23 protein-coding genes are annotated in these 20,233 nt (G+C 63.4%); 17 read left to right on the forward strand and 6 right to left on the reverse strand.

The window, feature by feature from the left end:
- Positions 1 to 29 precede the first annotated feature (29 nt).
- Genes J2W94_RS08695 through J2W94_RS08705 form a run of 3 tightly spaced genes read right to left on the reverse strand, consistent with a single transcriptional unit; the run spans position 30 to position 3,736 of the window.
- Positions 30 to 1,979 carry an alpha/beta hydrolase family protein gene (locus J2W94_RS08695; RefSeq protein WP_310092241.1) on the reverse strand — a complete coding sequence of 650 codons (1,950 nt, stop codon included), beginning with the start codon at positions 1,977 to 1,979 and terminating at the stop codon, positions 30 to 32.
- 45 nt (positions 1,980 to 2,024) lie between these two features.
- The gene (locus J2W94_RS08700) at positions 2,025 to 2,798 is read right to left on the reverse strand and encodes an ABC transporter permease (RefSeq protein WP_310092244.1); all 774 of its coding nucleotides are present in this window, start codon (positions 2,796 to 2,798) and stop codon (positions 2,025 to 2,027) included.
- Complete coding sequence (locus J2W94_RS08705; protein WP_310092247.1) at positions 2,795 to 3,736, reverse strand: ABC transporter ATP-binding protein; 942 nt, start codon at positions 3,734 to 3,736, stop codon at positions 2,795 to 2,797. Before J2W94_RS08705 ends, J2W94_RS08700 begins: the two co-directional genes overlap by 4 nt.
- A 154-nt stretch (positions 3,737 to 3,890) precedes the next feature.
- Between J2W94_RS08705 and J2W94_RS08710 the strand changes: the two genes are divergently transcribed.
- The 3 genes from J2W94_RS08710 (at position 3,891) to J2W94_RS08720 (ending at position 5,874) form a co-directional block, all read left to right on the forward strand.
- Entirely contained in the window at positions 3,891 to 4,268 is a 378-nt protein-coding gene (locus J2W94_RS08710) for a YciI family protein (protein WP_310092249.1), read from the forward strand.
- Positions 4,269 to 4,365: 97 nt separating this feature from the next.
- A complete protein-coding gene (locus J2W94_RS08715) occupies positions 4,366 to 5,361 on the forward strand; it encodes an aldo/keto reductase (protein ID WP_310092251.1) in 996 nt (331 codons plus the stop codon).
- Between the two features lie 273 nt (positions 5,362 to 5,634).
- Complete coding sequence (locus tag J2W94_RS08720) at positions 5,635 to 5,874, forward strand: hypothetical protein (RefSeq protein WP_310092253.1); 240 nt, start codon at positions 5,635 to 5,637, stop codon at positions 5,872 to 5,874.
- Between the two features lie 63 nt (positions 5,875 to 5,937).
- Here J2W94_RS08720 and J2W94_RS08725 read toward each other — a convergent pair whose 3' ends face one another.
- On the reverse strand, positions 5,938 to 6,324 hold the full coding sequence (locus tag J2W94_RS08725) for a tautomerase family protein (protein ID WP_310092255.1): 387 nt from the start codon (positions 6,322 to 6,324) through the stop codon (positions 5,938 to 5,940).
- Between the two features lie 144 nt (positions 6,325 to 6,468).
- Here J2W94_RS08725 and J2W94_RS08730 point away from each other — a divergent pair, with 144 nt between their 5' ends.
- The 14 genes from J2W94_RS08730 (at position 6,469) to J2W94_RS08795 (ending at position 17,734) form a co-directional block, all read left to right on the forward strand.
- The gene (locus tag J2W94_RS08730) at positions 6,469 to 6,897 is read left to right on the forward strand and encodes an RcnB family protein (RefSeq protein WP_310092258.1); all 429 of its coding nucleotides are present in this window, start codon (positions 6,469 to 6,471) and stop codon (positions 6,895 to 6,897) included.
- 187 nt (positions 6,898 to 7,084) lie between these two features.
- Complete coding sequence (locus J2W94_RS08735; RefSeq protein WP_310092260.1) at positions 7,085 to 8,914, forward strand: diguanylate cyclase domain-containing protein; 1,830 nt, start codon at positions 7,085 to 7,087, stop codon at positions 8,912 to 8,914.
- Between the two features lie 243 nt (positions 8,915 to 9,157).
- Positions 9,158 to 9,400: a DUF1653 domain-containing protein gene (locus tag J2W94_RS08740; RefSeq protein WP_310092262.1), complete on the forward strand. Its 243-nt coding sequence runs from the start codon at positions 9,158 to 9,160 to the stop codon at positions 9,398 to 9,400.
- Between the two features lie 89 nt (positions 9,401 to 9,489).
- Positions 9,490 to 9,999, forward strand: a complete 510-nt coding sequence (locus J2W94_RS08745; RefSeq protein WP_310092264.1) for a GNAT family N-acetyltransferase — start codon at positions 9,490 to 9,492, stop codon at positions 9,997 to 9,999.
- Positions 10,000 to 10,060: 61 nt separating this feature from the next.
- On the forward strand, positions 10,061 to 10,501 hold the full coding sequence (locus J2W94_RS08750; protein ID WP_310092266.1) for a pyrimidine dimer DNA glycosylase/endonuclease V: 441 nt from the start codon (positions 10,061 to 10,063) through the stop codon (positions 10,499 to 10,501).
- 56 nt (positions 10,502 to 10,557) lie between these two features.
- Positions 10,558 to 10,923: a hypothetical protein gene (locus tag J2W94_RS08755; RefSeq protein WP_310092268.1), complete on the forward strand. Its 366-nt coding sequence runs from the start codon at positions 10,558 to 10,560 to the stop codon at positions 10,921 to 10,923.
- Between the two features lie 57 nt (positions 10,924 to 10,980).
- On the forward strand, positions 10,981 to 11,343 hold the full coding sequence (locus J2W94_RS08760) for a hypothetical protein (protein ID WP_310092270.1): 363 nt from the start codon (positions 10,981 to 10,983) through the stop codon (positions 11,341 to 11,343).
- Between the two features lie 73 nt (positions 11,344 to 11,416).
- Complete coding sequence (locus tag J2W94_RS08765; RefSeq protein ID WP_310092272.1) at positions 11,417 to 11,797, forward strand: VOC family protein; 381 nt, start codon at positions 11,417 to 11,419, stop codon at positions 11,795 to 11,797.
- 52 nt (positions 11,798 to 11,849) lie between these two features.
- Positions 11,850 to 12,602 carry a sulfite exporter TauE/SafE family protein gene (locus tag J2W94_RS08770; protein WP_310092274.1) on the forward strand — a complete coding sequence of 251 codons (753 nt, stop codon included), beginning with the start codon at positions 11,850 to 11,852 and terminating at the stop codon, positions 12,600 to 12,602.
- A gap of 131 nt (positions 12,603 to 12,733) precedes the next feature.
- Positions 12,734 to 13,120 (forward strand): hypothetical protein, encoded by a 387-nt coding sequence (locus J2W94_RS08775; RefSeq protein WP_310092276.1) that lies wholly within the window; start codon positions 12,734 to 12,736, stop codon positions 13,118 to 13,120.
- Positions 13,121 to 13,199: 79 nt separating this feature from the next.
- A complete protein-coding gene (locus J2W94_RS08780; protein ID WP_310092278.1) occupies positions 13,200 to 13,472 on the forward strand; it encodes a DUF4242 domain-containing protein in 273 nt (90 codons plus the stop codon).
- Positions 13,473 to 13,615: 143 nt separating this feature from the next.
- The gene (locus tag J2W94_RS08785) at positions 13,616 to 16,111 is read left to right on the forward strand and encodes a PAS domain-containing protein (RefSeq protein WP_310092280.1); all 2,496 of its coding nucleotides are present in this window, start codon (positions 13,616 to 13,618) and stop codon (positions 16,109 to 16,111) included.
- A gap of 102 nt (positions 16,112 to 16,213) precedes the next feature.
- Positions 16,214 to 16,546 carry a hypothetical protein gene (locus tag J2W94_RS08790; RefSeq protein ID WP_310092282.1) on the forward strand — a complete coding sequence of 111 codons (333 nt, stop codon included), beginning with the start codon at positions 16,214 to 16,216 and terminating at the stop codon, positions 16,544 to 16,546.
- A gap of 27 nt (positions 16,547 to 16,573) precedes the next feature.
- Complete coding sequence (locus tag J2W94_RS08795; RefSeq protein WP_310092284.1) at positions 16,574 to 17,734, forward strand: serine hydrolase domain-containing protein; 1,161 nt, start codon at positions 16,574 to 16,576, stop codon at positions 17,732 to 17,734.
- A 41-nt stretch (positions 17,735 to 17,775) separates the two neighbouring features.
- Here the strand turns inward: J2W94_RS08795 and J2W94_RS08800 are convergent, their stop codons facing one another.
- Together J2W94_RS08800 and J2W94_RS08805 are read right to left on the reverse strand one after the other, a co-directional pair.
- A complete protein-coding gene (locus tag J2W94_RS08800; RefSeq protein WP_310092285.1) occupies positions 17,776 to 19,656 on the reverse strand; it encodes a M56 family metallopeptidase in 1,881 nt (626 codons plus the stop codon).
- 3 nt (positions 19,657 to 19,659) lie between these two features.
- Positions 19,660 to 20,049, reverse strand: coding sequence for a BlaI/MecI/CopY family transcriptional regulator (locus J2W94_RS08805; RefSeq protein ID WP_310092287.1), 390 nt, complete (start codon positions 20,047 to 20,049; stop codon positions 19,660 to 19,662).
- Positions 20,050 to 20,233 lie beyond the last annotated feature (184 nt).

The following is a 20,233-nucleotide window of genomic DNA, read 5'->3' on the forward strand; positions in this document are numbered from 1 at the left end:
GTGCGGCTGCAGCGCTTGCCGCGCCTTGATCATTTCGCCTTGGCCCCACCCAGATGCTGGGAAAGGAACGCCAGCAGCCGTGTGTAGTACTCGCGCCGGTGCGGCTCGGTGAAGAAGCCGTGGCCTTCGCTCTTGAAATAGAGCGATTCGACCGGGACACCTGCTTCCTTCAGCGCCTTTTCCATCTTGCGGGTGTGTTCGACGGGCGCGCGCTCGTCCTGGCCTCCAGCGGCCAGGAACACCGGAGCCTTGATGCGCCCCGCGAGGTTCACCGGCGACACCTCGCCCAGCGCGTTGCGATCCCCTACCCAGTCGTTGGTCCAACTTCTCCAGGAACGGCTATGCGCCGCATCGTCCTTGTGCATTTTCTCCAGGTCGTACACGCCCACATAGCCGGCCGCGCATGCGTACAGGGCAGGTTCTTTTGCCGCCCCCATGAGTGCGGCATAGCCGCCATAGCTCGCCCCGTAGATGCAGATGCGCGCCGGATCGGCCACCTGCTGCGCGATGGCCCAGCGGGTGGCATCGGTCAGGTCGTCCTGCATGGTTTTGCCCCACTGCCGGGCCCCAGCGTTCTTATAGTCGCGCCCGTAATTTCCCGATCCACGGAAATTGAGCCGCAGCACCGCATAGCCCGCATCGGCGAGCATCTGGCTGTCATCGTCGAATCCCCACGCATCGAAGATCCCGAACGGACCGCCGTGGGGCAAGACCACCAGAGGCAGGTGTTTCTCCTTGCCTAAAGGCAGAGTCAGGTATCCGTGCAATTTCATTCCATCCCGTGCGCTGACTTCGATGGCCCGCGAGGCGGATACCTTGGCCGGATCAAACCATTCGCGCCGACTGTAGAGCAGGTCCGCGCTCTTCTTTTCGGTATCGAACAGATAGAAGTCGCCGCTATTGCGATCACTCCAGATGTTCAGCACGGCCAGGCGTCCATCGCGGGTCGTGGAAGTCACCGCGATCGCCTGGCCGGGGAAAGCTTTTTCGAGGCTGCGGTAGAGACGCGCCGTTGGCGATGTCTCATCGAAGAAGCGGCTACGGACCCTGTCGCTCATGAACCATACGCCTGCCGGTTCCTGCGAGCCCAGACGTTCGATCAGCGCCCAAGGATCCGCGACCGGGTCGCGGATGAGTTGCGTGCGCGTGTCGGTCGCAGGGTCGTAAGCGAAGATCGCATCCGGACCACCCGGTACTTGCGCCGTCAGGTAGGCCGTCTTCCCATCGACGGAAAAGCCCGAGGCGGTCATCACGATGCCACTTGCAGACTGGTCGTTTATCAAGCGCCAGTCCTGACCCCGAGCCTCACGGTAGTACAGTTTTCTGACGTTGTCGTAGCCCGAGCCATCCGCGAACCGCACTTCGCCTGCGCTGTCTACGGCGAACGAAGCGTTGCGCACAGGCGCGGAGGCGACCAGTGTCCGACGACGATTGTAGATGTCCATCTTCTCGACGTAGGTCAGCGGATCGGTGGTCAAGCGCATTGACGACACCAGGATGTTGCGTTCGTCGCTGGCCAGTGGATCGATCATGAACACGGCCGGATCTGCGGTCATGCGAATCTTGCCGCCGATGCCGACCATGTCATCGACACCCCGGGGGCTGGCCAGCAGCATGCCCTTGGTGCCGTCTGCATTGACCGCGTGCAGTTCACCGGTCGCAAAAGGCGCGTCCTGCGTGCCCAGGCGCTGCGCCATCGCGACCACCACGCGTTCGTCGTTGGCCCACCAGAAATCGTCGACCAGCGAATGCTCGCCGCCCATGGCCTTGGCGGTGATGGTCTTGTCCGAACGCCGCATGATGGCCAGGGCCGTACGGTCCGGCAAAGGCACGGTTACCGCCATGTACTCCCCGGTGGGGGAAATCTTGATGCGCTCGTATTGGTCCCGCTTAAGGTAGGCGTCCAGATCCACCTGCGCCAAAGCCGGCGCGGCCAACAGCCACGCGGCCAGCAGGACCAGCGCATTCCGCTTCCCCATCGATTCTCTCCCCCGGCCGTTGCGGCCCCGGGTTATTAGAACCGATCAGGATTTCAGCTTCCAGCCGGTCCTGAAGATCCACCACACCACCGCCAGACACAGCGCCAGAAAGCCGAGGATGGCGGCCAGGCTGATGCCGACATTGACGTCGGCCACGCCGTAGAAACTCCAGCGGAATCCGCTGATCAGATAAACGACGGGATTGAACAGGGTGATCTTCTGCCATACCGGCGGCAGCATGCTGATGGAATAGAACGCGCCGCCCAGGAAGGTCAAAGGCGTCACCACCATCAACGGGATCACCTGCAGTTTCTGGAAGTCGTCTGCCCACAAGCCGATGATGAAACCGAACAGGCTGAAGGTCACCGCGGTCAACAGCAGGAAGCACAGCATCCAGAACGGATGCGCGATTTCGTAGGGCACGAAGATGCGCGCGGTGACCAGGATCAGGATGCCCAGGATCAGCGATTTGCTCGCCGCCGCGCCCACATAGCCGATCACCACTTCGATGTACGACACCGGCGCCGACAGCAGCTCGTAGATGGTACCCGCCCATTTGGGCATGTAGATGCCGAACGAGGCGTTGGAGATGCTTTCGTTCAACAGCGACAGCATGATCAGGCCGGGAATGATGAAGGCGCCGTAGCTGATGCCGTCGATGTCGCCCATGCGCGAGCCGATCGCCGCGCCGAACACCACGAAGTACAGCGACGTGGACAGCACCGGCGAGGCGATGGACTGGGTGATGGTGCGGAAGGTGCGCGCCATTTCGAAACGGTAGATGGCGCGGATCGCGTGCCAATTGAGGAGCGTGCTCATGCGCGTGCCTCCTGCTTGCCCGCGTGCACCAGACTGACGAAGATCTCCTCCAGCGAACTCTCGCTGGAATGCAGGTCCTTGAAGTCGATGCCCAGTTCGCCCAAGCGTTTGAGCAGCGCGGCGATCCCGGTTTCCTCGGTCTGGGTGTCGAAGGTATAGACCAACGCATGCCCTTCGTCGGTCAGTTCCAGCGCAAGCGCGGACAGTTCGTCGGGAAGGCGCTGCAACGGAGTCTGCAACTGCAGCGTCAGCTGCTTCTTGCCCAGCTTGCGCATCAGCACATGCTTGTCCTCGACCAGGATCAGTTCGCCCTTGCTGATCACGCCGATGCGGTCGGCCATTTCCTCGGCCTCTTCGATGTAGTGCGTGGTCAGGATGATGGTCACCCCGTTTTCGCGCAGGTTGCGCACCATCTGCCACATGTCGCGGCGCAGCTCCACATCGACGCCGGCGGTGGGCTCGTCCAGGAACAGGATGGTCGGCTCGTGCGACAGCGCCTTGGCGATCAGCACCCGGCGCTTCATGCCGCCGGACAGGGTCATGATCTTGCTGTCCTTCTTGTCCCACAACGACAGATCGCGCAGGACTTTCTCCAGGTATTGCGGATTCGGCGGCTTGCCGAACAGGCCGCGGCTGAACTTCACCGTGGCCCACACCGTCTCGAACGCGTCGGTGGACAGTTCTTGCGGCACCAGGCCGATCTTGCTGCGCGCGGCGCGATAGTCGCGCACGATGTCGTGGCCGTCGGCGGTCACGCTGCCGGAACTGGCGTTGACGATGCCGCAGACGATGCTGATCAGGGTGGTCTTGCCGGCGCCGTTAGGTCCCAGCAGGGCCAGGATCTCGCCCTTGCGGATCTCCAGATCCACCGACTTGAGCGCCTGGAACCCGGACGCATAGGTTTTGCTGAGTTTGTTGATTGAAATGATGGATTGCACGGCATTCCCGCATTGACGCGATGAAGTGCGTGAATCCTACCGGAGCCGGGCTGCCGTCGCTGTCCCGGATACGGGAAGATGAATCCCTGTGCATGCGCAGCTTGACCTCGCGGCGGGCAACCGGTACTTGTGGCAGCCCATATTGGAGGCCGCCATGCAGCAGTTCCTGGTCCTGATCTACAACGACGAAACCCTGCTCGAAGCGATGCCCGCGGGCGAGTTCGACCGCACCATGCACGGCTGCTTCGTCCATGCCGACGAGTTGCGCGCGCAGGGCAAGCTGAAGGACTCCATGCAGCTCGAAGCCGCCTCCACCGGCAAAACCGTGCGCATCCGCAACGGCAAGACCAGCGTGGTCGATGGTCCCTTCGCCGAGACCAAGGAAATCCTCGGCGGCTTCAATCTGATCGAAGCGGCGGATATCGACGAAGCGGTGCGCATCGCCGCCGAGTTCCCGTGGGCCGCGACCGGCTGCATCGAAGTACGGCCGGTGCGCGACATCGATGCGGTACGCCGACGCGTGGGCGCCTGATCCCCTCCCTCGCCGCGCTGTCGGCGGCGCGTGGGGCTTAACGAATATTGTCGGTCGCGAAATCCACAATGCGGTTCCCCCGCAAAGAGATTTCGCCATGAAGACACGCACGCTCGGCCGCAATGGCCCCGAGGTTTCCGCCCTTGGCCTGGGTTGCATGGGCATGAGCGCGTTCTATGGCGGACGCGGCGAGGAAGCCGACGCGATCGCCGTGATCCATCGCGCGCTGGAGCTGGGTGTGAGCCTGCTCGATACCGCCGACATGTACGGCCCGCACACCAACGAGGTGCTGGTGGGCAAGGCGATTGCCGGCCGCCGCAAGGACGTGTTCCTGGCGACCAAGTTCGGCATCCAGATGGATCCCAACGATCCCGCCGCGCGTGGCATCAACGGCCGGCCCGAGTATGTGATCGGCGCCTGCGACGGCAGCCTGAAACGTTTGGGCGTGGATCATATCGATCTCTACTATCAGCATCGCGTGGATCCCACCGTGCCGATCGAGGACACGGTAGGGGCGATGTCGCGGCTGGTGGAACAGGGCAAAGTGCGTTTTCTGGGCTTGTCCGAAGCCTCCGCCGAAACCGTGCGTCGCGCGCACGCGGTGCATCCGATCACCGCGCTGCAGACCGAGTACTCGCTGTGGTCGCGGGATCCGGAAGCCAATGGCGTATTCGACGCCGTGCGCGAACTAGGCATCGGCTTCGTGCCTTATTCGCCGCTGGGCCGCGGCTTCCTCACCGGCGCGATCAAATCGCCGGAAGATTTCGATGCCGACGACTACCGGCGCCAGTCGCCGCGGTTCCAGGGCGACAACTTCGCCCGCAACCTGCAACTGGTCGATCAAGTGAACGTACTGGCCCGCGACAAGGGCATCACGCCCGGACAACTGGCGTTGGCCTGGGTGTTGGCGCAGGGCGAGGATCTGGTGCCGATTCCGGGCACCAAGCGCATCAAGTACCTGGAGGAAAACCTGGGCGCGCTGGAAGTCAGGCTGGATGCCGACGACCTGGCCAGGATCGAGGCGATCTTCCCGGCCGACGCGGCCGCGGGCATGCGCTATCCGGAGGCCATGATGGGCGCACTGAACCGCTGACTCCACTGACGCTGGGGAAGGTGTTGCGATAGCTGTTTCAACGCGATGGCTGGTGCGAAAGCGGTTGCCGCCTGTAAAACACTCTATCTCTCCTAAGGTGGCGAAGCCCCTGCAGCGTCATCAGAAGCGTTCAAACCTCCTATTTAGTCCTGGCGGCCGGCGCAACGATCACACCGTCCTGCCGCCTAAAGGCGCATAGTGGGGGCGGAAGTCGCGTTGGGCGGCCTCCGAGCCGGAGGCATGACGCCTCCGCCGCCCCGCAGGAGGGGATTGATGAAAGCGAAGAAAACCAGTGGCAAGGGGCCGGCCCCCAAGGGACCGCCCGCCGGCAGCGACGGCAATCCGCATAAGCGCCTGGAAAGCGAGCGTATCGCCAGCGACATCGCCGATTACGAAAAATCCGGCGGCAAAGTGGAGAAGCTGGGCGTAACCCGCGTGCTGCAGACCGTGGCCCCTGCGCAGAAAGGCGAAGTACCCAAATCCGCGCCTTCGGTGCGGCCGCGTTCGCGTTAGCGCGCGCGATGACCGCCATGCTTCCGCATGGCGGCCTGGAGTCGGCGACCGGCAACCGATCGCTCAAGGATCCGCGTACTGCGCCTCGCCGTTGCCGAACGACCAGTTCTCCTTCACCACTTCCACCAAGCTGATGAACACATCCTCCCTGCGCAGGCCGAGCCGCGCCTGCAAGCCGTCGGCGACCGCGCGATAGAAGTCCTTTTTCATCTGCACGCTGCGGCCGGCATTGAGGGTGACTTGGATCAGCACGCATTCGGCGCTGCGCTGGATGCCCAGGTAGCGCTCATCGATGAACAACGTGCCCGGCTTGTGCTCGGCGATGACCTGAAAGCGGTCGTCCGCAGGCACATTCAACGTCGCTCGCATCGCGTCGTAGACGGCCTCGCCGAGACCAGCAAGGTAATCGGCGGACTTGCCTTCCAGAAGATCGACTCGTACGAACGGCATAGGGTTTCTCCAGCGCAAACGCAGACAGGGCGGGGCTGCCATCCTCGAACCTGAACGCGTGCGCGGTCAATCGTCAGCAAAAAGATCCCTGTTCAGGTAAGCGCGCCTAGCCTGGCTGTGCACCAACCCACAGGGAGTCTCATCATGAAACGACTGTTGCTCACCACCTCCATCGCCGTCCTGCTGCTGTCTTCGGCCGCGGCCATGGCCCGCGATCATGGCAAGGACAAGCACGACCGCTACGACGATGATCGCTATGGTTACAGCGACCGCCGCGACCGCGATGACGACGACCGTTACGACCGTCGCTATGACAATCGTCGTTATGACGACCGTCGTTACGAGGGCCGCCGCCACGACAACGGCCGCCACCTGGGCCAGATCAAGCACGGTTATCGCCGCGGTATGCACGCCCCGGTGGTCTACCTGCAGCCGCGCTATTACGTGACCGACTATCGTCGCTACCATCTGGCCGCGCCGCCACGCGGCTATCGCTGGGTACGCCCGGCAGACGATCGCTACCTGCTGGTAGAAGTCGCCAGTGGCCTGATTTCGCAGGCACTGGGCTACTGAGTCCGCACTGGCGACGGATTCGCAACAGGAAAGCCCCGCCCAGGCGGGGCTTTTTTGTGCGCCGCGTTGCAGCAAGTGAAGTGATGGAGGCCGCACTTCCCTGCAACCCCGATGGACTCCGGCCATCACATGCGCTCACATGCGCTCCGATAAGCTTCCGGTGCCGCACAGGGCAGGATGTCCACTGTTGAACGACGACACGTCCTCACAATCGCACCGCACCCGGCTCTGGCGGGACCGGCTGATCATGGCGTTGCTGATCGGCGCCACGGCCTGGGTGTCTTTGAACGTCGCCCGCTTGCCCGGCGAGGTCTCCGCGGTATGGGTGAGCAGCGGCATCTTCGTCGGCTGGCTGCTGTCGCGTCGGACCGAACTCTGGCCAGGCTATGTCGGCGCCGGCTTCGTCGCCGAACTCTTGGTGCGGCTGCTGTCCGGCGACGGTCTGGGTTTGAGCTTCGCACTCAGCGCCTTCAATCTGCTCGAAGTGCTGATCGTCGCCGGCATGGTCCGGCGGCTGGTCCCGGATATCGGCAATCCCACGCGCTGGCTCGGCCTGGGAGGCATCGCCACCAGCAGTACGCTGGCGGCCTGCGCCGTCTCTGGCCTGCTGGCCAGCGCAGTCGTCTCCGCCACTTCCCACACGCCGTTCCTGACTACCTTCCTGATCTGGTATTCGGCGCACGTAGTCGGCATGGTGATCGTAGCGACGCTGACGCTGGTGGCCCATCGAAAGGGGATCGGCCTGAGCGACGTTCCCGGGCGGCGCTGGATTTTCCTGAGCGACATGTTGCTGATCGCCGTGGTCTGCGCCGCGGTGTTCTACCAGTCCAGTTATCCATTGCTGTTCCTGGTCTATCCGCCATTGCTGTACGGAGTTTTCCGGCATCGCTTCGCCGGCGTGGTGGCCGGCATCTCGTTGCTGGCCATCGTCGGCGGCGTCGCCACCGCGCTGGGCTATGGGCCGCTGGCCCTGGTGCACGACAGCAACATTATCCAACGCACGATCCTGTTGCAGTTGTTCGTCGGCACGGCTTGCCTGATGAGTTTCCCGGTAGCGCTGAGCATGGCCGAGCGCGCCCGACTGACGGCCCGCGTGCGCGAGAGCGAACTGCGCTACCGGATGCTGGCCGACTATTCGCACGATGTGGTGGTACGGATGCGCGCGGACGGGCAACGACTCTATGTTTCGCCGTCGGCGCGAGACATTCTGGGTTGGGAGCCGGCCGAGCTGCTCCGGCCCAGCCAGGACCTGGTGCATCCCGACGACCGCGCCGTGCAGCAGCAGACGATCGCCTCGGTGTTGGCTTCGGGCCATCCGGTTACCGCGATCTACCGACTGCGCCACAAGGACGGGCACTACGTCTGGATGGAAGCCGCGGCGCGTTCGATCCCTAGTGCCGATGGCGGCGCGGCGATGGACATCATCTTCGCCGGTCGCGACGTCTCCCAGCGGGTGGCCGCCGAGCAGGCGTTGCGGGAAAGCCGCAATGAGCTGGAAGCGCTGGCGCGTCTGGACAGCCTCACCGGGCTGGCCAATCGCCGCCAGTTCGACGAGCGGCTGACGCATGCGCTGGGCCGGCCGCGGCGGCAGGGGCTGGCGGTGGCGTTGATGTACATGGACATCGATCATTTCAAGCAGGTCAACGACAGTTACGGCCATGCGGCGGGCGATGAGGTGCTGCGCATCTTCGGTCAGCGCCTCAGCGCGTGCGTGCGTTCGGGCGATCTGGTGGCGCGGCTGGGCGGCGACGAATTCGTGGTGCTGATCGAGGATCTGTCGGCGCCGGCCACCGCCGAAATGATCGCCCGCAAGCTGATCGAATCGATGGGCGAAGGCATCGCGGTGGGGGATTCTATTCTGCACGTCACCACCAGCATCGGCATCGCCTATTCGGTGCACCCGGCCGTGGCCAAGACCCTGACCGCCGCCGCCGACGCGGCGTTGTACGCGGCCAAGAAGGCCGGCAGGAATACCTGGCAGTTGCTGCCGACGGACGACGCGCGCGGCCGTCTGTAGGAGCGACGTCAGTCGCGAAGTCCTCGTCCTTTCATCCACTCACTCATGCAACCCATCGGACAGAGGCGTCCGCCTGCAGTTCGTACGGTCGAGTGGAAGGTGGCCTGCGGCCGCACGTGTTTGCTGATCCAGAAATTACGATTGACCGGCACTCCGGTGTCGGAGGACTATTAATTTCGCCTCAAAATTGGGGCACACTGAGAATTAGGCCGTTTGCGCTTAACCACTACTCTTAGAGAACTAATGTCCAAACTTCCTCCCGTTCCCGAACTTGCTCCCGGTCGTTACAGGCACTACAAGGGCAACGACTATGAGGTGGTAGCCGTTGCTCGGCACAGCGAGACTCTTGGGGCTGTCGTTGTCTATAGGGCGCTTTATGGAGACGGTGGCCTCTGGGTTCGGCCGTACGCCATGTTCTGTGAGCATGTTGTCATTGACGGCCATCGAGTTCGCAGGTTTGCTCCTCTTACGTCGGATGCGACCTAAATCATTCAAGCCGAACTGACTTCGCAGTCGGCTCGATTCAGGCGTTAGGTTGCGGAGAGACCATGCAGGCGTTAGGTTGCGGAGAGACCATGCAGGCCTTAGATCCGGAGTCGATTCAACTCATCCAACTCAGTGTGCCCAACCTGTGCCGTCTTGCCGTCTCTGAGCGCATTGAGCTCGAGGCACTGCACATTGCTGAGGGTGCATTGCCGCCTTCCAAGACCGTCGCCCGTGCACTAACGCAGCTGGATCTGGGCACGCCGGCTCTCTGGTGCATTCCGTTCTTGATAGTTTCCACCTCCCGTTCAACGCTGCTTGGCGCATGCGGCTTCAAAACCGCGCCCGTTAACGGCAGCGTGGAGATCAGTTATGGCGTCGCCCGCGCAGAGCGAGGTCACGGAATCGCAACCATGGCCGTTGGGAAGCTCCAACAACTGGCCGCGCGGAGCGATCTGGTCCAGCAAGTCGTTGCCCATATACTTCCGGACAATACTGCGTCCTCCAACGTGGTCGCTCGCCTGGGGTTCTCCCCGGAAGGTACGCTGGTGGATACGGATGGAGAGCTGGTTATGCGTTGGGTATGGCGGGTCGCCTCCTAGCAATTCGTTCAAACCGAATCCGCTTCACGGATCGGCACAACTCAGGGGATAGGCGCTACGCATGCGGCTCTGGACATTGCATCCCAAGTACCTGGACCCACAAGGCCTGGTCGCGCTATGGCGCGAGGCTTTGCTAGCGCGCGCCGTCCTTCGCGGTGAAACACGGGGGTATACGCACCACCCTCAGCTTGAACGCTTCAAAGCGCATGCATCGCCGCGTCTGGCGATCAATGCGTATCTGGCAACCGTCCACGCCGAAGCGACTTCGCGCGGCTACACGTTCGATCGCACCAAGATCGGTCCCGTTCGGCCGGTCGCGCCTATTTCGGCGACTCGCGGGCAGATCAACTACGAGTGGGAGCATCTCCTGCAAAAACTCGCTGCCCGCAGCCCCGCGCTCTTTGCGCAGTGGCGCGAGCTCGGCAGGCCCCTATGCCACCCGCTATTTCATTCCGGTCCCGGACCAGTGGCATCATGGGAGCGAGCGTCTGGTGGCGCCTGACAATTCGAGCCGAAACCGCTTCGCGGGGTCGACTTAATTCAACCTAGGTGGAAATCGTGGCTCGTGACCGCATCCTGCTCTTGGCCATCGCCGCAACTTGGCTAGTCGGCGGTTTCATCGAGCCGTTTACGCCGAGTTTTGGCCAGCCCTACAACGAAGCAACTCTGCCACATGCGGTGGTTCTCTCCGTCCTTTTATTTGCGTGGTGCAAATCGCACGCCGCAACTTTTGGAATCGTACCGCCCATGGGAGCTCCGCTGTTAGTCGGAATTATCGCGCCTGTTGGCATTCCCTACTACTTCTTTCGCGCATTTTCATGGCGTCCAGCCCTGCTAGCTATGGGCAAAACACTCTTGTTCTCCGCATTTTGTGTTTTTCTTAGTGCGAGCGGGCAATTCCTGGCCTTGCGGGTTACCACCTAACCTCTCATCCAAGCCCGGCCCGGATCACGGGCCGGCTCAAACCTGGCGATAGTCGCAATGAAAATTCATCGAGTGATTTCTGCTGTCTTTCTTGCTGCGGCAGCAATACCAGCTTCGGCGACCAGCACGATGTGCGCGTTCGAGGGTTCGAGCGGCTCTTCGTCTTACAGCATTGAATTCATCGGTTATGGGGAAATAGGGGCGATTCTGATGAGCCTGCCCAGGGGCCCACGCAGTCTTCCCGCGGGCTCATACAAAGTTTTGGAGTTCGACGAACGAAAAAGCAAGATCAATCTCGCCTATCGCAACCCCGGCGATCCGAGCCTTCCGCCATCTTTCACCCTTGAGGGTATAGGTAACAATGTCCGCATGACCATCGGCAAAGAGCGGATCGTCGGCAAGCTGCATTGTGATTTCTGAGGGCAGGGAAGCAGCAACTGGAAGCTCATACAATCGCACACAATCGTTCGAATCCAAGTTTGAGAGAAAAGCCATGCATCATTCCCGACTCTGTGCGCTGCTGATCGACTGCAATACGCCTGATATCGATGAGGCCGCCAACTTCTGGGCCGGAGCGTTGGGACGCGCTATCGACCCCGATCACCCGGGCACTCGCGGCAATTACCGCATGTTGGAGACACCGGCCGACGAACCTATCGTGCAGATTCAGCGCGTCGACCATGAGAGCAGAGTTCACCTAGACATCGAAACCGACGATATTCCCGCTGAAGTGGCCCGCTTGGAAGCATTAGGCGCCGAAGTCGTCGACCGCTTGGAGCGGTGGGTGGTGATGCAGGCCCCGACCGGACAACGGTTCTGCGTCGTCCGCATCCAACGCCCGGGATTTCCCAAGAATGCGAACGCGTGGGCCTGAATCGCCTAGCGACGAGTCCGCTCGTGGGACCTGATTCAGGGATGCCCAGTCCTTGACCGATACCGCTCTTCTCGCGCTATTCATCGCCGTGGTTTTCACGGCGGCAGGCTTCGTGAAAGGCATTGTCGGCATGGGCCTTCCCACGTTCGCGATGGGACTGCTCAGCCTGGCCATGCTGCCCGCCAAAGCAGCCGCGATCCTGATCGTCCCCTCGCTGGTCACCAACCTCTGGCAGCTTCTCGCAGGCCCCAACTTCGTCGCTTTGCTTCGGCGTTTGGCGCCCATGATGCTCACGCTCTGCGTGGGCACAGGGATCGGCATCGGCGTCCTTACCGGCGCGTCTTCGTCCATGGCTAGCGCAGCGCTTGGCGGCATTCTGGCGCTTTATGGCTTGGTAAGCCTCGTCGCCCGCCGCTTCGCCATTCCCGCCAAAGCGGAATCCTGGTCGTCGCCCCTGGTCGGCCTGCTGACGGGCGTGATCACCGGAGCCACGGGAGTGTTCGTCATTCCCGCCGTGCCTTACCTGGGCTCTCTCAATCTGTCCAAGGACGAACTCATTCAGGCCTTGGGCTTGTCTTTCACCGTCTCGACCATCGCGCTGGCGGCAGCGCTCGCACTGACCGGCCACTACGAACTGACCGAAGCCGGCAATTCGCTCCTCGCCGTTCTTCCTGCGCTTGCCGGCATGTATCTCGGACAACGCGTGCGCGACAAACTGCATCCCGAAGCGTTTCGCCGTTGGTTCCTCGCCGGACTGACAGTGCTGGGGCTATATATGCTGTTGAGGGCGCTGCTGCCCGCCTAGGGCTTCGCGACTCGCGTCGCTCCTACAGGGCTTTTCCTGGCCGATGGAGGCGTTGCGTGGCGTTGGTTGAGGAATAGGCAGGACGACAGCGATCCATCGCCTCCACCACGTCCGCAGCGGAGGAGCGCGCCATGCGAATCGCCAAGAACGATATCCCCGTCCGTATCGAAATACCGGGGGCGACGGCCCGACAGACGATGGATTTCGGCGATGCCTCCGGTTACGGCAGGATCGGCGGCGAATACTTTTCCCTGGGTGCCGGCACGGATATCGCCCCGCTGCTGCAAGGCTTGGAAGGCGACCTGTGCCAATCGCCTCACTGGGGCTACCTGCTGCAGGGCGAAGTCACCGTCACCTACGCGGACGATAGCCAGGAAGTCGTCAACGGCGGAGACCTGTTCTATTGGCCGCCCGGCCACACGATAAAAGTCGGCAAGGATGCCGAGGTCATCCTGTTCAGCCCGCAACACGAGCACAACCAGGTCATCGACCATATGCTGGAAAAGATGGCGGGCTGAACGGCAAAAGGCGCGAGTTTTGGCCGACGGCGGCGTTGCACGGCGTTGGTTTCTGTGGGACTTCACTGGAGAAACCGCCATGCCGAAGTACGTGATCGAACGCGACCTCCCCGGCGCCGGCAAGTTGTCGGCCGAGGAACTCAAGAACATTTCGCAGGCTTCCTGCGCGGTGTTGAGCGACATGGGCCCGCAGATCCAGTGGATCCACAGCTATGTCACCGGCGATAAGATCTACTGCCTGTATCGCGCAGAGAACGAGCAGATGGTCCGCGATCACGCGCAGCGGGGCGGCTTTCCCGCCAATCGCGTTTCCGAAGTCATCGCCACCATCGATCCGACCACGGCGGAGTAGCGGGGCCCGGCGCGGCGGCGATCCGCGCCGGAAGGAAGTTCGGGAAAAGCCCTCCTGCGAACAGAAAAGTTGGACCACACACGACCTTTTCACGGCAAGTCGGGCATAACATGGAGCCGTCCGATCCTTCTCCGAGGAAGCCGATGACCTCGCCCGCTGCCGAGAAACGGCCGCTCGCCTTTTTGGAAGGCGGTGGCGAAATGGGCGAGCGAGCGCGGGCCTTCGACTGGGCGTCCACGCCGCTGGGCGCGCCGGAGACTTGGCCTGCGCAACTGAAGACCGCGGTACGGCTGCTGCTTTCGACCCCCCACCCGATGTTCATCTGGTGGGGTCCGCAGCTGATTCAGTTCTACAACGACGCCTACGCTCGCTCGCTAGGTCCAGAGCATCATCCTGGCGCATTGGGCCAGCGCGGCCGCGAATGCTGGAGGGAAATCTGGGACATCATCGGTCCGCAGATCGAACAGGTGATGGAAGGACGCGACGCCACCTGGAAGGAGAACGCGCTGGTGCCGATCACGCGCAACGGCGCGCGCGAGGACGTGTACTGGACCTACAGCTATAGCCCCATCGACGAACCCGATGCGCCGCACGGAGTGGGCGGCGTGCTGGTGGTGTGTGCGGAAACCAGCGAACAGGTTCTCGCGGAGCGCAAGCATTTGGCCGAACGCGACCGGCTGAAGGAGCTGTTCCGGCAGGCGCCGGGATTCATGGCGTTGCTGGACGGACCGAACCACGTCATCGAGATGGCCAATCCCGCTTACCTGCAACTGATCGGCAATCGCGAGGTGCTGGGCAAAACGGTGGCCGAGGCGCAACCCGATGCGGTGAAACAGGGTTACCTGGACCTGCTGGACGAGGTGTATCGCAGCGGCAAGGCTTTCTCCGCCACCGGTGCGAAATACGAGGTAACCCGTGCGCCGGGCACCGCGTCGATCGAGCGCTACGTCGATTTCGTCTACCAGCCCATCGCCGATGCGGAAGGCAAGGTGACCGGCATCTTCGTGGAAGGCTTCGACGTGACCGGCGCGCATGCCGACGCCGACGCCGTGCGCGAGCTTTACGACACGCTGGAGCAGCGGGTGGCCGATGCGGTGGCCGAGCGCAACATTCTGGCCGACTTGGTGGAGTTTTCCGACACCCACATCCTAGCCATCGACCTGTGCTACTACGTGCTGGCGGTCAACAATTCCTATTCCGACGAGTTCGAGAGGATCTACGGCCACCGCCTGAAGGTCCATGACAACCTCCTGGAAATGCTCAAGGGCGATCCGGTGCGCGCCGAACGCATGCGCGGATTCTGGAATCGCGCGATCAGCGGCGAGGATTTCCACGTTCCAGAGACGTTCGATTCGCCCACCGAAGGCAAGCGTTACTACGACGCGCGCTTCAACGCACTGAGGGACCGCAGCGGCAAGCAGGTCGGCGCGTTCGTGGTGGTATACGACGTGACCGATCGCGCCAGCGAACAGGCACGCCTGGCCGAGGCCGAGGCTCGCGTGCAGCAGGCGCAGAAGATCGAGGCGATCGGGCAGCTGACCGGCGGCGTGGCGCACGACTTCAACAACCTGCTGATGGTGATCTCCGGCGGATTGGAGGTCATGGATGCCCTGGCGCCCGCGCGCCGCGAAAAAGTGATCGCCGGCATGCGCCAGGCGGTGGAGAAAGGCGCCGGCCTGAGCCGCCAGCTGCTGGCGTTTTCGCGTCGCCAGCCGTTGCGTCCGGAACCGGTGAACCTGGCGCGCAAGATAGGCGGCATGCGCGAGATGCTGGACCGCAGCCTGCGTGGCGACGTGCATGTGGAAGTGGCTTTCGACGCAGGACTGTGGCCGGTGGAAGTGGATCCCGGCCAGCTGGAACTGGTGATGCTGAACCTGGCCGTCAACGCGCGCGATGCGATGCCCGGCGGCGGCACCATCCGCATCGGCGGCCGCAACGCGCCCGCCTTGAACGACGAAGAGCTGTTCGGCGATTACGTGGAGTTGTCCATCGCCGATACCGGCACCGGCATGCTGCCCGAAGTGCTGGCGCGGGTGTTCGAGCCGTTCTTCACCACCAAGGAAATCGGCAAGGGTTCGGGACTGGGGCTGGCGCAGGCGCATGGCTTCGCCAAAGCCTCACGCGGCACCGTGCGGGTCGAGAGCGAACCGCGCAAAGGCACCACGGTGTTCCTGTACCTGCCGCGCACCGACAAGCTGCCCGTCGACGACGCGGAAGAGCAGGAAGCGGAAACGCCCGACCGCAACGCAGTGCAAGCGCAGGGATCGTTGCTGCTGGTGGAGGACGACGATGAAGTGGCCGCACTGACCGGCGAAATGCTGGCCGCGCTGGGCTACGAAGTGACGCGGGTGGAGAATGCCGATGCCGCACTGGGCGCCTTGGCCGGCGAGAAACCCTTCGGCGTGGTGTTCTCCGATGTGATGATGCCGGGCCAGCTGGACGGCATCGACCTGTCGCAAGAGATCCGATTGCGTCGTCCAGGACTTCCGGTCGTGCTCACCACCGGCCACGTGGAAGCGGCGAAGCAGAAAGCCGAGGCACTGGGGCTTTCCGTGCTACCCAAGCCGTATCGGCTGCAGGAACTGGAAGCGGCGCTGGGCGATGCGCGCAAGCATGCGCGGGACGCATCGCCGGCCTGATATCCCTTACGCCGATATTCGCCGCATCGCCACGTTTGCGACAGACAACCCGGTAAGCTGCCGGCATTACGGGGGAGCAGCGACGAAGATGGGCGGTTGGCGATGAATCGATACGGTTGGATGGTGGTGCGTGCCTACCTGCCCGCGCTGACGGCGCTGGCGGCGGCGGCGGTGTGCATGTTGTGGACGTCGCTGTTCGGCAGCGTGGAAAGCCTGCGCCTGCTGGTGCCGTACGTGAAATGGCTACCGCCGGTGTTCCTGCTGGCCGCATTGGTCACCGGCCTGGTCGCGACGCTGCGGCTGTGGAATTGGAAAAGCGGCAAGACGCCTCGCTGCGCCGGTTGCGGCGGACCGCTGAGCGCGCTGCATCATGGCGCGCACGGCGACTACCGCAAATGCCTGGCATGCGGCGGCAAGCAAACGCAAAGTCCTTAGGTCCACAAGGCAACGGGAGAGAATTCGATGAGGCTGGGGTCGCTGCTTTCCGGATCGTTCGCATTGTTGTGTCTGCAGGCCGCCCACGCGGCCGTTCCCACCGAAGCGGCGCTGGACGCCGAAGCCGCGCGTGCGATGACGGCCACGCAGGCCAAAGGCCTGGCGATCGCGGTGATCGATGATGGCAAAGTGGTGCAGGTACGCAGTTACGGCGCGCGCAACGCCGCTGGCGACCCGTTGCAAACGGACACCATCATGTACGCGGCCTCGTTGACCAAGGCCGCGTTCGCCTACACGGTGATGCAACTGGTGGATGAGAAGAAACTGGACTTGGACAAGTCCATCGGCGATTACCTGGCCAAGCCGTTGCCGGAGTATCCGGACGACGACCGCTATGCGCCCTGGTCCAGTCTGTCGGGCGACGAACGCTGGCGTGCGATCACCCCGCGCATCCTGTTGACGCATAGCGCAGGCTTCGCCAACTTCTATTTCGTCGAACCGGACGAGAAGCTGCACTTCCACTTCGCGCCGGGCAGCCGCTACGCCTATTCGGGCGACGGCATGATCCTGCTGCAGTTCGTGATCGAGCGCGGGCTGGACCTGGACCTGGGCGCGGAGATGCAGCGGCGCGTGTTCGACCGGTTCGGCATGACCAATACCAGCATGATGTGGCGGGCGGACTTCGCCAAGAATCTCGCCGATGGCTGGCGCGAGGACGGCAGCGTCGAAGCGCACGACGAACGCAGCAAAGTGCGTGCCGCCGGCTCCATGGACACGACGATCGCCGACATGGCGCGGTTTTCCGCAGGATATATCCGCGGCGAGGGCCTGTCGGCGCAGGGATCGGCGGAGCTGGCGAAGCCGCAGCTGCCCATTACCACCGCCAGCCAGTTCCCCTCGCTGCAACCGGAACTGCCGACCGAAAAACGGCGCAAGGATCTAGCGGCGGGACTGGGCGTGGTCGTGTTCGATGGCCCGCAGGGACATGGCTTCTTCAAGGGCGGTCACAACGACAGCACCGGCAACACTTGGGTATGCCTGCAGCGCGGACGCCGTTGCGTGGTGATCCTGGCCAACGACGTGCGCGCGGAAGCTGCGTTCCCGCAGCTGGTCCGTTTCGTGCTGGGCGAAACCGGAGCGCCGTGGACGTGGGAGTATGGCGAGATGAAGTTCTGGAAGGCGGACTGAGCGCATTGCCGCCCCACTAGGAGCGGCTTGAGCATCCGAGATCAGCCCTTCTTCAGCGGCTGTGCCATGCCCTTGATGATGGCTTCGTACATCAAGTTCTTCGCATCGCGCTCTGCACGCGCATCGGCGGCCTTCATCCGCTTGTCCAATGCGGCCTGCTCGCGATCCAGTTCGGCCATGGGCGCGGCAAGCTCGGCCTGCTGCCTTTCCAGTGCCGCCTGCTGGCGATCCAGCTCCGCCATGCGCGCATCGGCTTCGTTTTCGCGCATCCGCCGCGTGGCGAGCTCGGCTTGCTTCATGCCCAGCTCGGCCTGGCGGCTGCCGATAGCGGCCTGCTTATCGCCGATCGCGCTCTGGCGATTGCCCATGGTCGATTGCGCATCGCCCAGGCGCATGACCTCCGCATAGGTGGCGCGAAAGCGTTCCAATGTCGCGGGATCGCGGATTACATACCTGGACTCGCCTCTGCGGAACCACAGCAATTCCTCGCCATTGCGCTGCAAGCGTTGCGCCTCGCGCAGGTCTTCCATGGAGCCGTTCATCACACTGTTGTCTTCACGCAGCAGTACGTACGCCTCGTTGGCGTTCGTGGCCAGATGAAAGGTGCCGCGGGTGATCCGTGCTGCGGCAGGCGGAGCAGGAGGCGCAGGCGGGGCCGGCAATGCCGCAGGAGTCGGGGCCGAGACCGGAGCGGGCGGGGCCGGAGGCGCAGGAATCGGTCGGGGGGGTGCTATTTCGGCGGCCGGGCTGATCTCCGGAGTCTCAGCGGCAACAGGGGTCGGGGCCGGTACCGGGGTGGCCGCGACGCGCGGAGCCGGCGCAGCGACCGGTGCGGCCGACGGCTTGGGCGTAGTCGCGACCGGCGCCCGCGGCGCGGTCGCGGTTTCTGCCGCAGGCGCGGGCGCCGCGATGATGCGGTACGGCATCACGCCGAGCACGGCGACCACCCCGAGGATGGCCAGCGCGACGACGCGCGGCGTGGAAGCGGTGTTCTGCAGCATGAGCAGTCTCCTCTTGAGGATATGGAAGGTAGGCGACGCGCTGGCCAGGCCGGCGCTGGGCCTTGGCGCGACGCCCAGTCGAATCAGCAGGCGTCCATAGTCGCGCGCGCAATGACGGTTGCCGGCCAGCACGGCGGCATCGCAGGCGACTTCGCGGGCCAGCGCGTATTCGCGCGCGGCCAGATGCGCGAGCGGATGGAAGAAGAACAAATGCTGCGCCACCGCCGGCAACAAGCCCCACCACAGATCGTGTCGTTGCAGATGGACCAGTTCATGGGTGAGCGCCATGTCCAGTTCGTCGGCATGCATCGATTGCGGATGGTCGGCGGGCAGCAGCAATACCGGCCGCCATGGACCGATCAGCTGCGGAGAATCGATCGATGCCGACAGGCGCAGGTGCGGCGTGCGGCGCAGGCCGTGCGCTTCGGCCGCCAGTTGCAGGGCGTGCAGCAAAGTCCTGTCCTTGCAGGCGCGCGAGTCGCGCAACAGGCGTCGCGTGGCCATATAACCGTGCAGGGTGCGGGCAACCATGAAACTCAGGCCCAGCAGCCATAGCCAGGCCAATGCCCCGGACCACGACCAGGACGACGCTGCCGATGACGCGAGGTAGGGCGAAGCGCTCGTCATCGGTGATGCGAGCGTTTCGGCAGGCGCGAGGGAAAGCACGGTCATCGGCGCCGGCGCTGCGCTAGCCTGCTCCATCACTTCGGCGGGAAGCAGCGGCAGCGCCAGCGGACTGGACCACAGCACGCCGACCACCAGTTGCAGAGCCACCAGCCACCACAAGCCGGCGCGCGCGGACGCCGACAAGCGCGGCAACGATTTGCACAGCGTCCAGACCACGACGACGAACAGCGTGGATTGCACGCTGGCGGCGAGCAGGCGCGGCAGCAGGATTTCCGAAACGAATTCGAGGGCCATGGCTCAACCTTCCTTACGCTTGGATTGCAGGGTGGCGACCAGCGCCTCGAGTTCCGCCAGTTCGTTGTCGCTGACCTCGGTGCGCTGCGACATCCACGCCACGAACGGCGACACCGAACCTTGCAGCGTCTTCTCCACGAAACTGCCGACCGCGTTGCGCACCACATCGTCCTGTTGCGCGGTGGTGGAATAGCGGTACACGCCGCCATCGACCTGCTTGCGCCTGAGAAAAGCTTTGGCGCGCAACCGCTCCATCATGGTCAGCACGGTCGAGCGCGCCAATCCGCGCGGTTCGCCGAAGGCGGCGGCGACTTCGCCGACCGATGCGTCCCCCTGCTCCGCGATGTGCTGCAGCAACGCCAGTTCCTGATCACCGATGCTCTTGCGACTCATGCCATCCACCTTGTGACTACATATGTAGTCATCATGCATATGACTACATATGTAGTCAACAGGAAGAAAGTCATGGGTCAGAGGCTAGGCGACGAACGGTCAGGACGTCGTGGTGCACTGCGGCTCGCATGTAATCGTTTTCAACACTAGTATCCGGGGCCACGCGAAGCCCGGCCCCACGGCT

Source organism: Pseudoxanthomonas sacheonensis, assembly GCF_031455975.1.
In the GTDB taxonomy this organism is placed as follows: Bacteria; Pseudomonadota; Gammaproteobacteria; order Xanthomonadales; family Xanthomonadaceae; genus Pseudoxanthomonas_A; species Pseudoxanthomonas_A sacheonensis_A.

Coding starts and splice junctions, on each gene's coding strand:
- J2W94_RS08795 (WP_310092284.1), top strand. CDS start 16,574: ATGAGGCTGGGGTCGCTGCTTTCCGGATCGTTCGCATTGTTGTGTCTG.
- J2W94_RS08805 (WP_310092287.1), bottom strand. CDS start 20,049: ATGAGTCGCAAGAGCATCGGTGATCAGGAACTGGCGTTGCTGCAGCAC.
- J2W94_RS08710 (WP_310092249.1), top strand. CDS start 3,891: ATGCAGCAGTTCCTGGTCCTGATCTACAACGACGAAACCCTGCTCGAA.
- J2W94_RS08730 (WP_310092258.1), top strand. CDS start 6,469: ATGAAACGACTGTTGCTCACCACCTCCATCGCCGTCCTGCTGCTGTCT.
- J2W94_RS08780 (WP_310092278.1), top strand. CDS start 13,200: ATGCCGAAGTACGTGATCGAACGCGACCTCCCCGGCGCCGGCAAGTTG.
- J2W94_RS08695 (WP_310092241.1), bottom strand. CDS start 1,979: ATGGGGAAGCGGAATGCGCTGGTCCTGCTGGCCGCGTGGCTGTTGGCC.
- J2W94_RS08725 (WP_310092255.1), bottom strand. CDS start 6,324: ATGCCGTTCGTACGAGTCGATCTTCTGGAAGGCAAGTCCGCCGATTAC.
- J2W94_RS08745 (WP_310092264.1), top strand. CDS start 9,490: ATGCAGGCCTTAGATCCGGAGTCGATTCAACTCATCCAACTCAGTGTG.
- J2W94_RS08775 (WP_310092276.1), top strand. CDS start 12,734: ATGCGAATCGCCAAGAACGATATCCCCGTCCGTATCGAAATACCGGGG.
- J2W94_RS08760 (WP_310092270.1), top strand. CDS start 10,981: ATGAAAATTCATCGAGTGATTTCTGCTGTCTTTCTTGCTGCGGCAGCA.
- J2W94_RS08765 (WP_310092272.1), top strand. CDS start 11,417: ATGCATCATTCCCGACTCTGTGCGCTGCTGATCGACTGCAATACGCCT.
- J2W94_RS08790 (WP_310092282.1), top strand. CDS start 16,214: ATGAATCGATACGGTTGGATGGTGGTGCGTGCCTACCTGCCCGCGCTG.
- J2W94_RS08750 (WP_310092266.1), top strand. CDS start 10,061: ATGCGGCTCTGGACATTGCATCCCAAGTACCTGGACCCACAAGGCCTG.
- J2W94_RS08720 (WP_310092253.1), top strand. CDS start 5,635: ATGAAAGCGAAGAAAACCAGTGGCAAGGGGCCGGCCCCCAAGGGACCG.
- J2W94_RS08800 (WP_310092285.1), bottom strand. CDS start 19,656: ATGGCCCTCGAATTCGTTTCGGAAATCCTGCTGCCGCGCCTGCTCGCC.
- J2W94_RS08740 (WP_310092262.1), top strand. CDS start 9,158: ATGTCCAAACTTCCTCCCGTTCCCGAACTTGCTCCCGGTCGTTACAGG.
- J2W94_RS08715 (WP_310092251.1), top strand. CDS start 4,366: ATGAAGACACGCACGCTCGGCCGCAATGGCCCCGAGGTTTCCGCCCTT.
- J2W94_RS08785 (WP_310092280.1), top strand. CDS start 13,616: ATGACCTCGCCCGCTGCCGAGAAACGGCCGCTCGCCTTTTTGGAAGGC.
- J2W94_RS08700 (WP_310092244.1), bottom strand. CDS start 2,798: ATGAGCACGCTCCTCAATTGGCACGCGATCCGCGCCATCTACCGTTTC.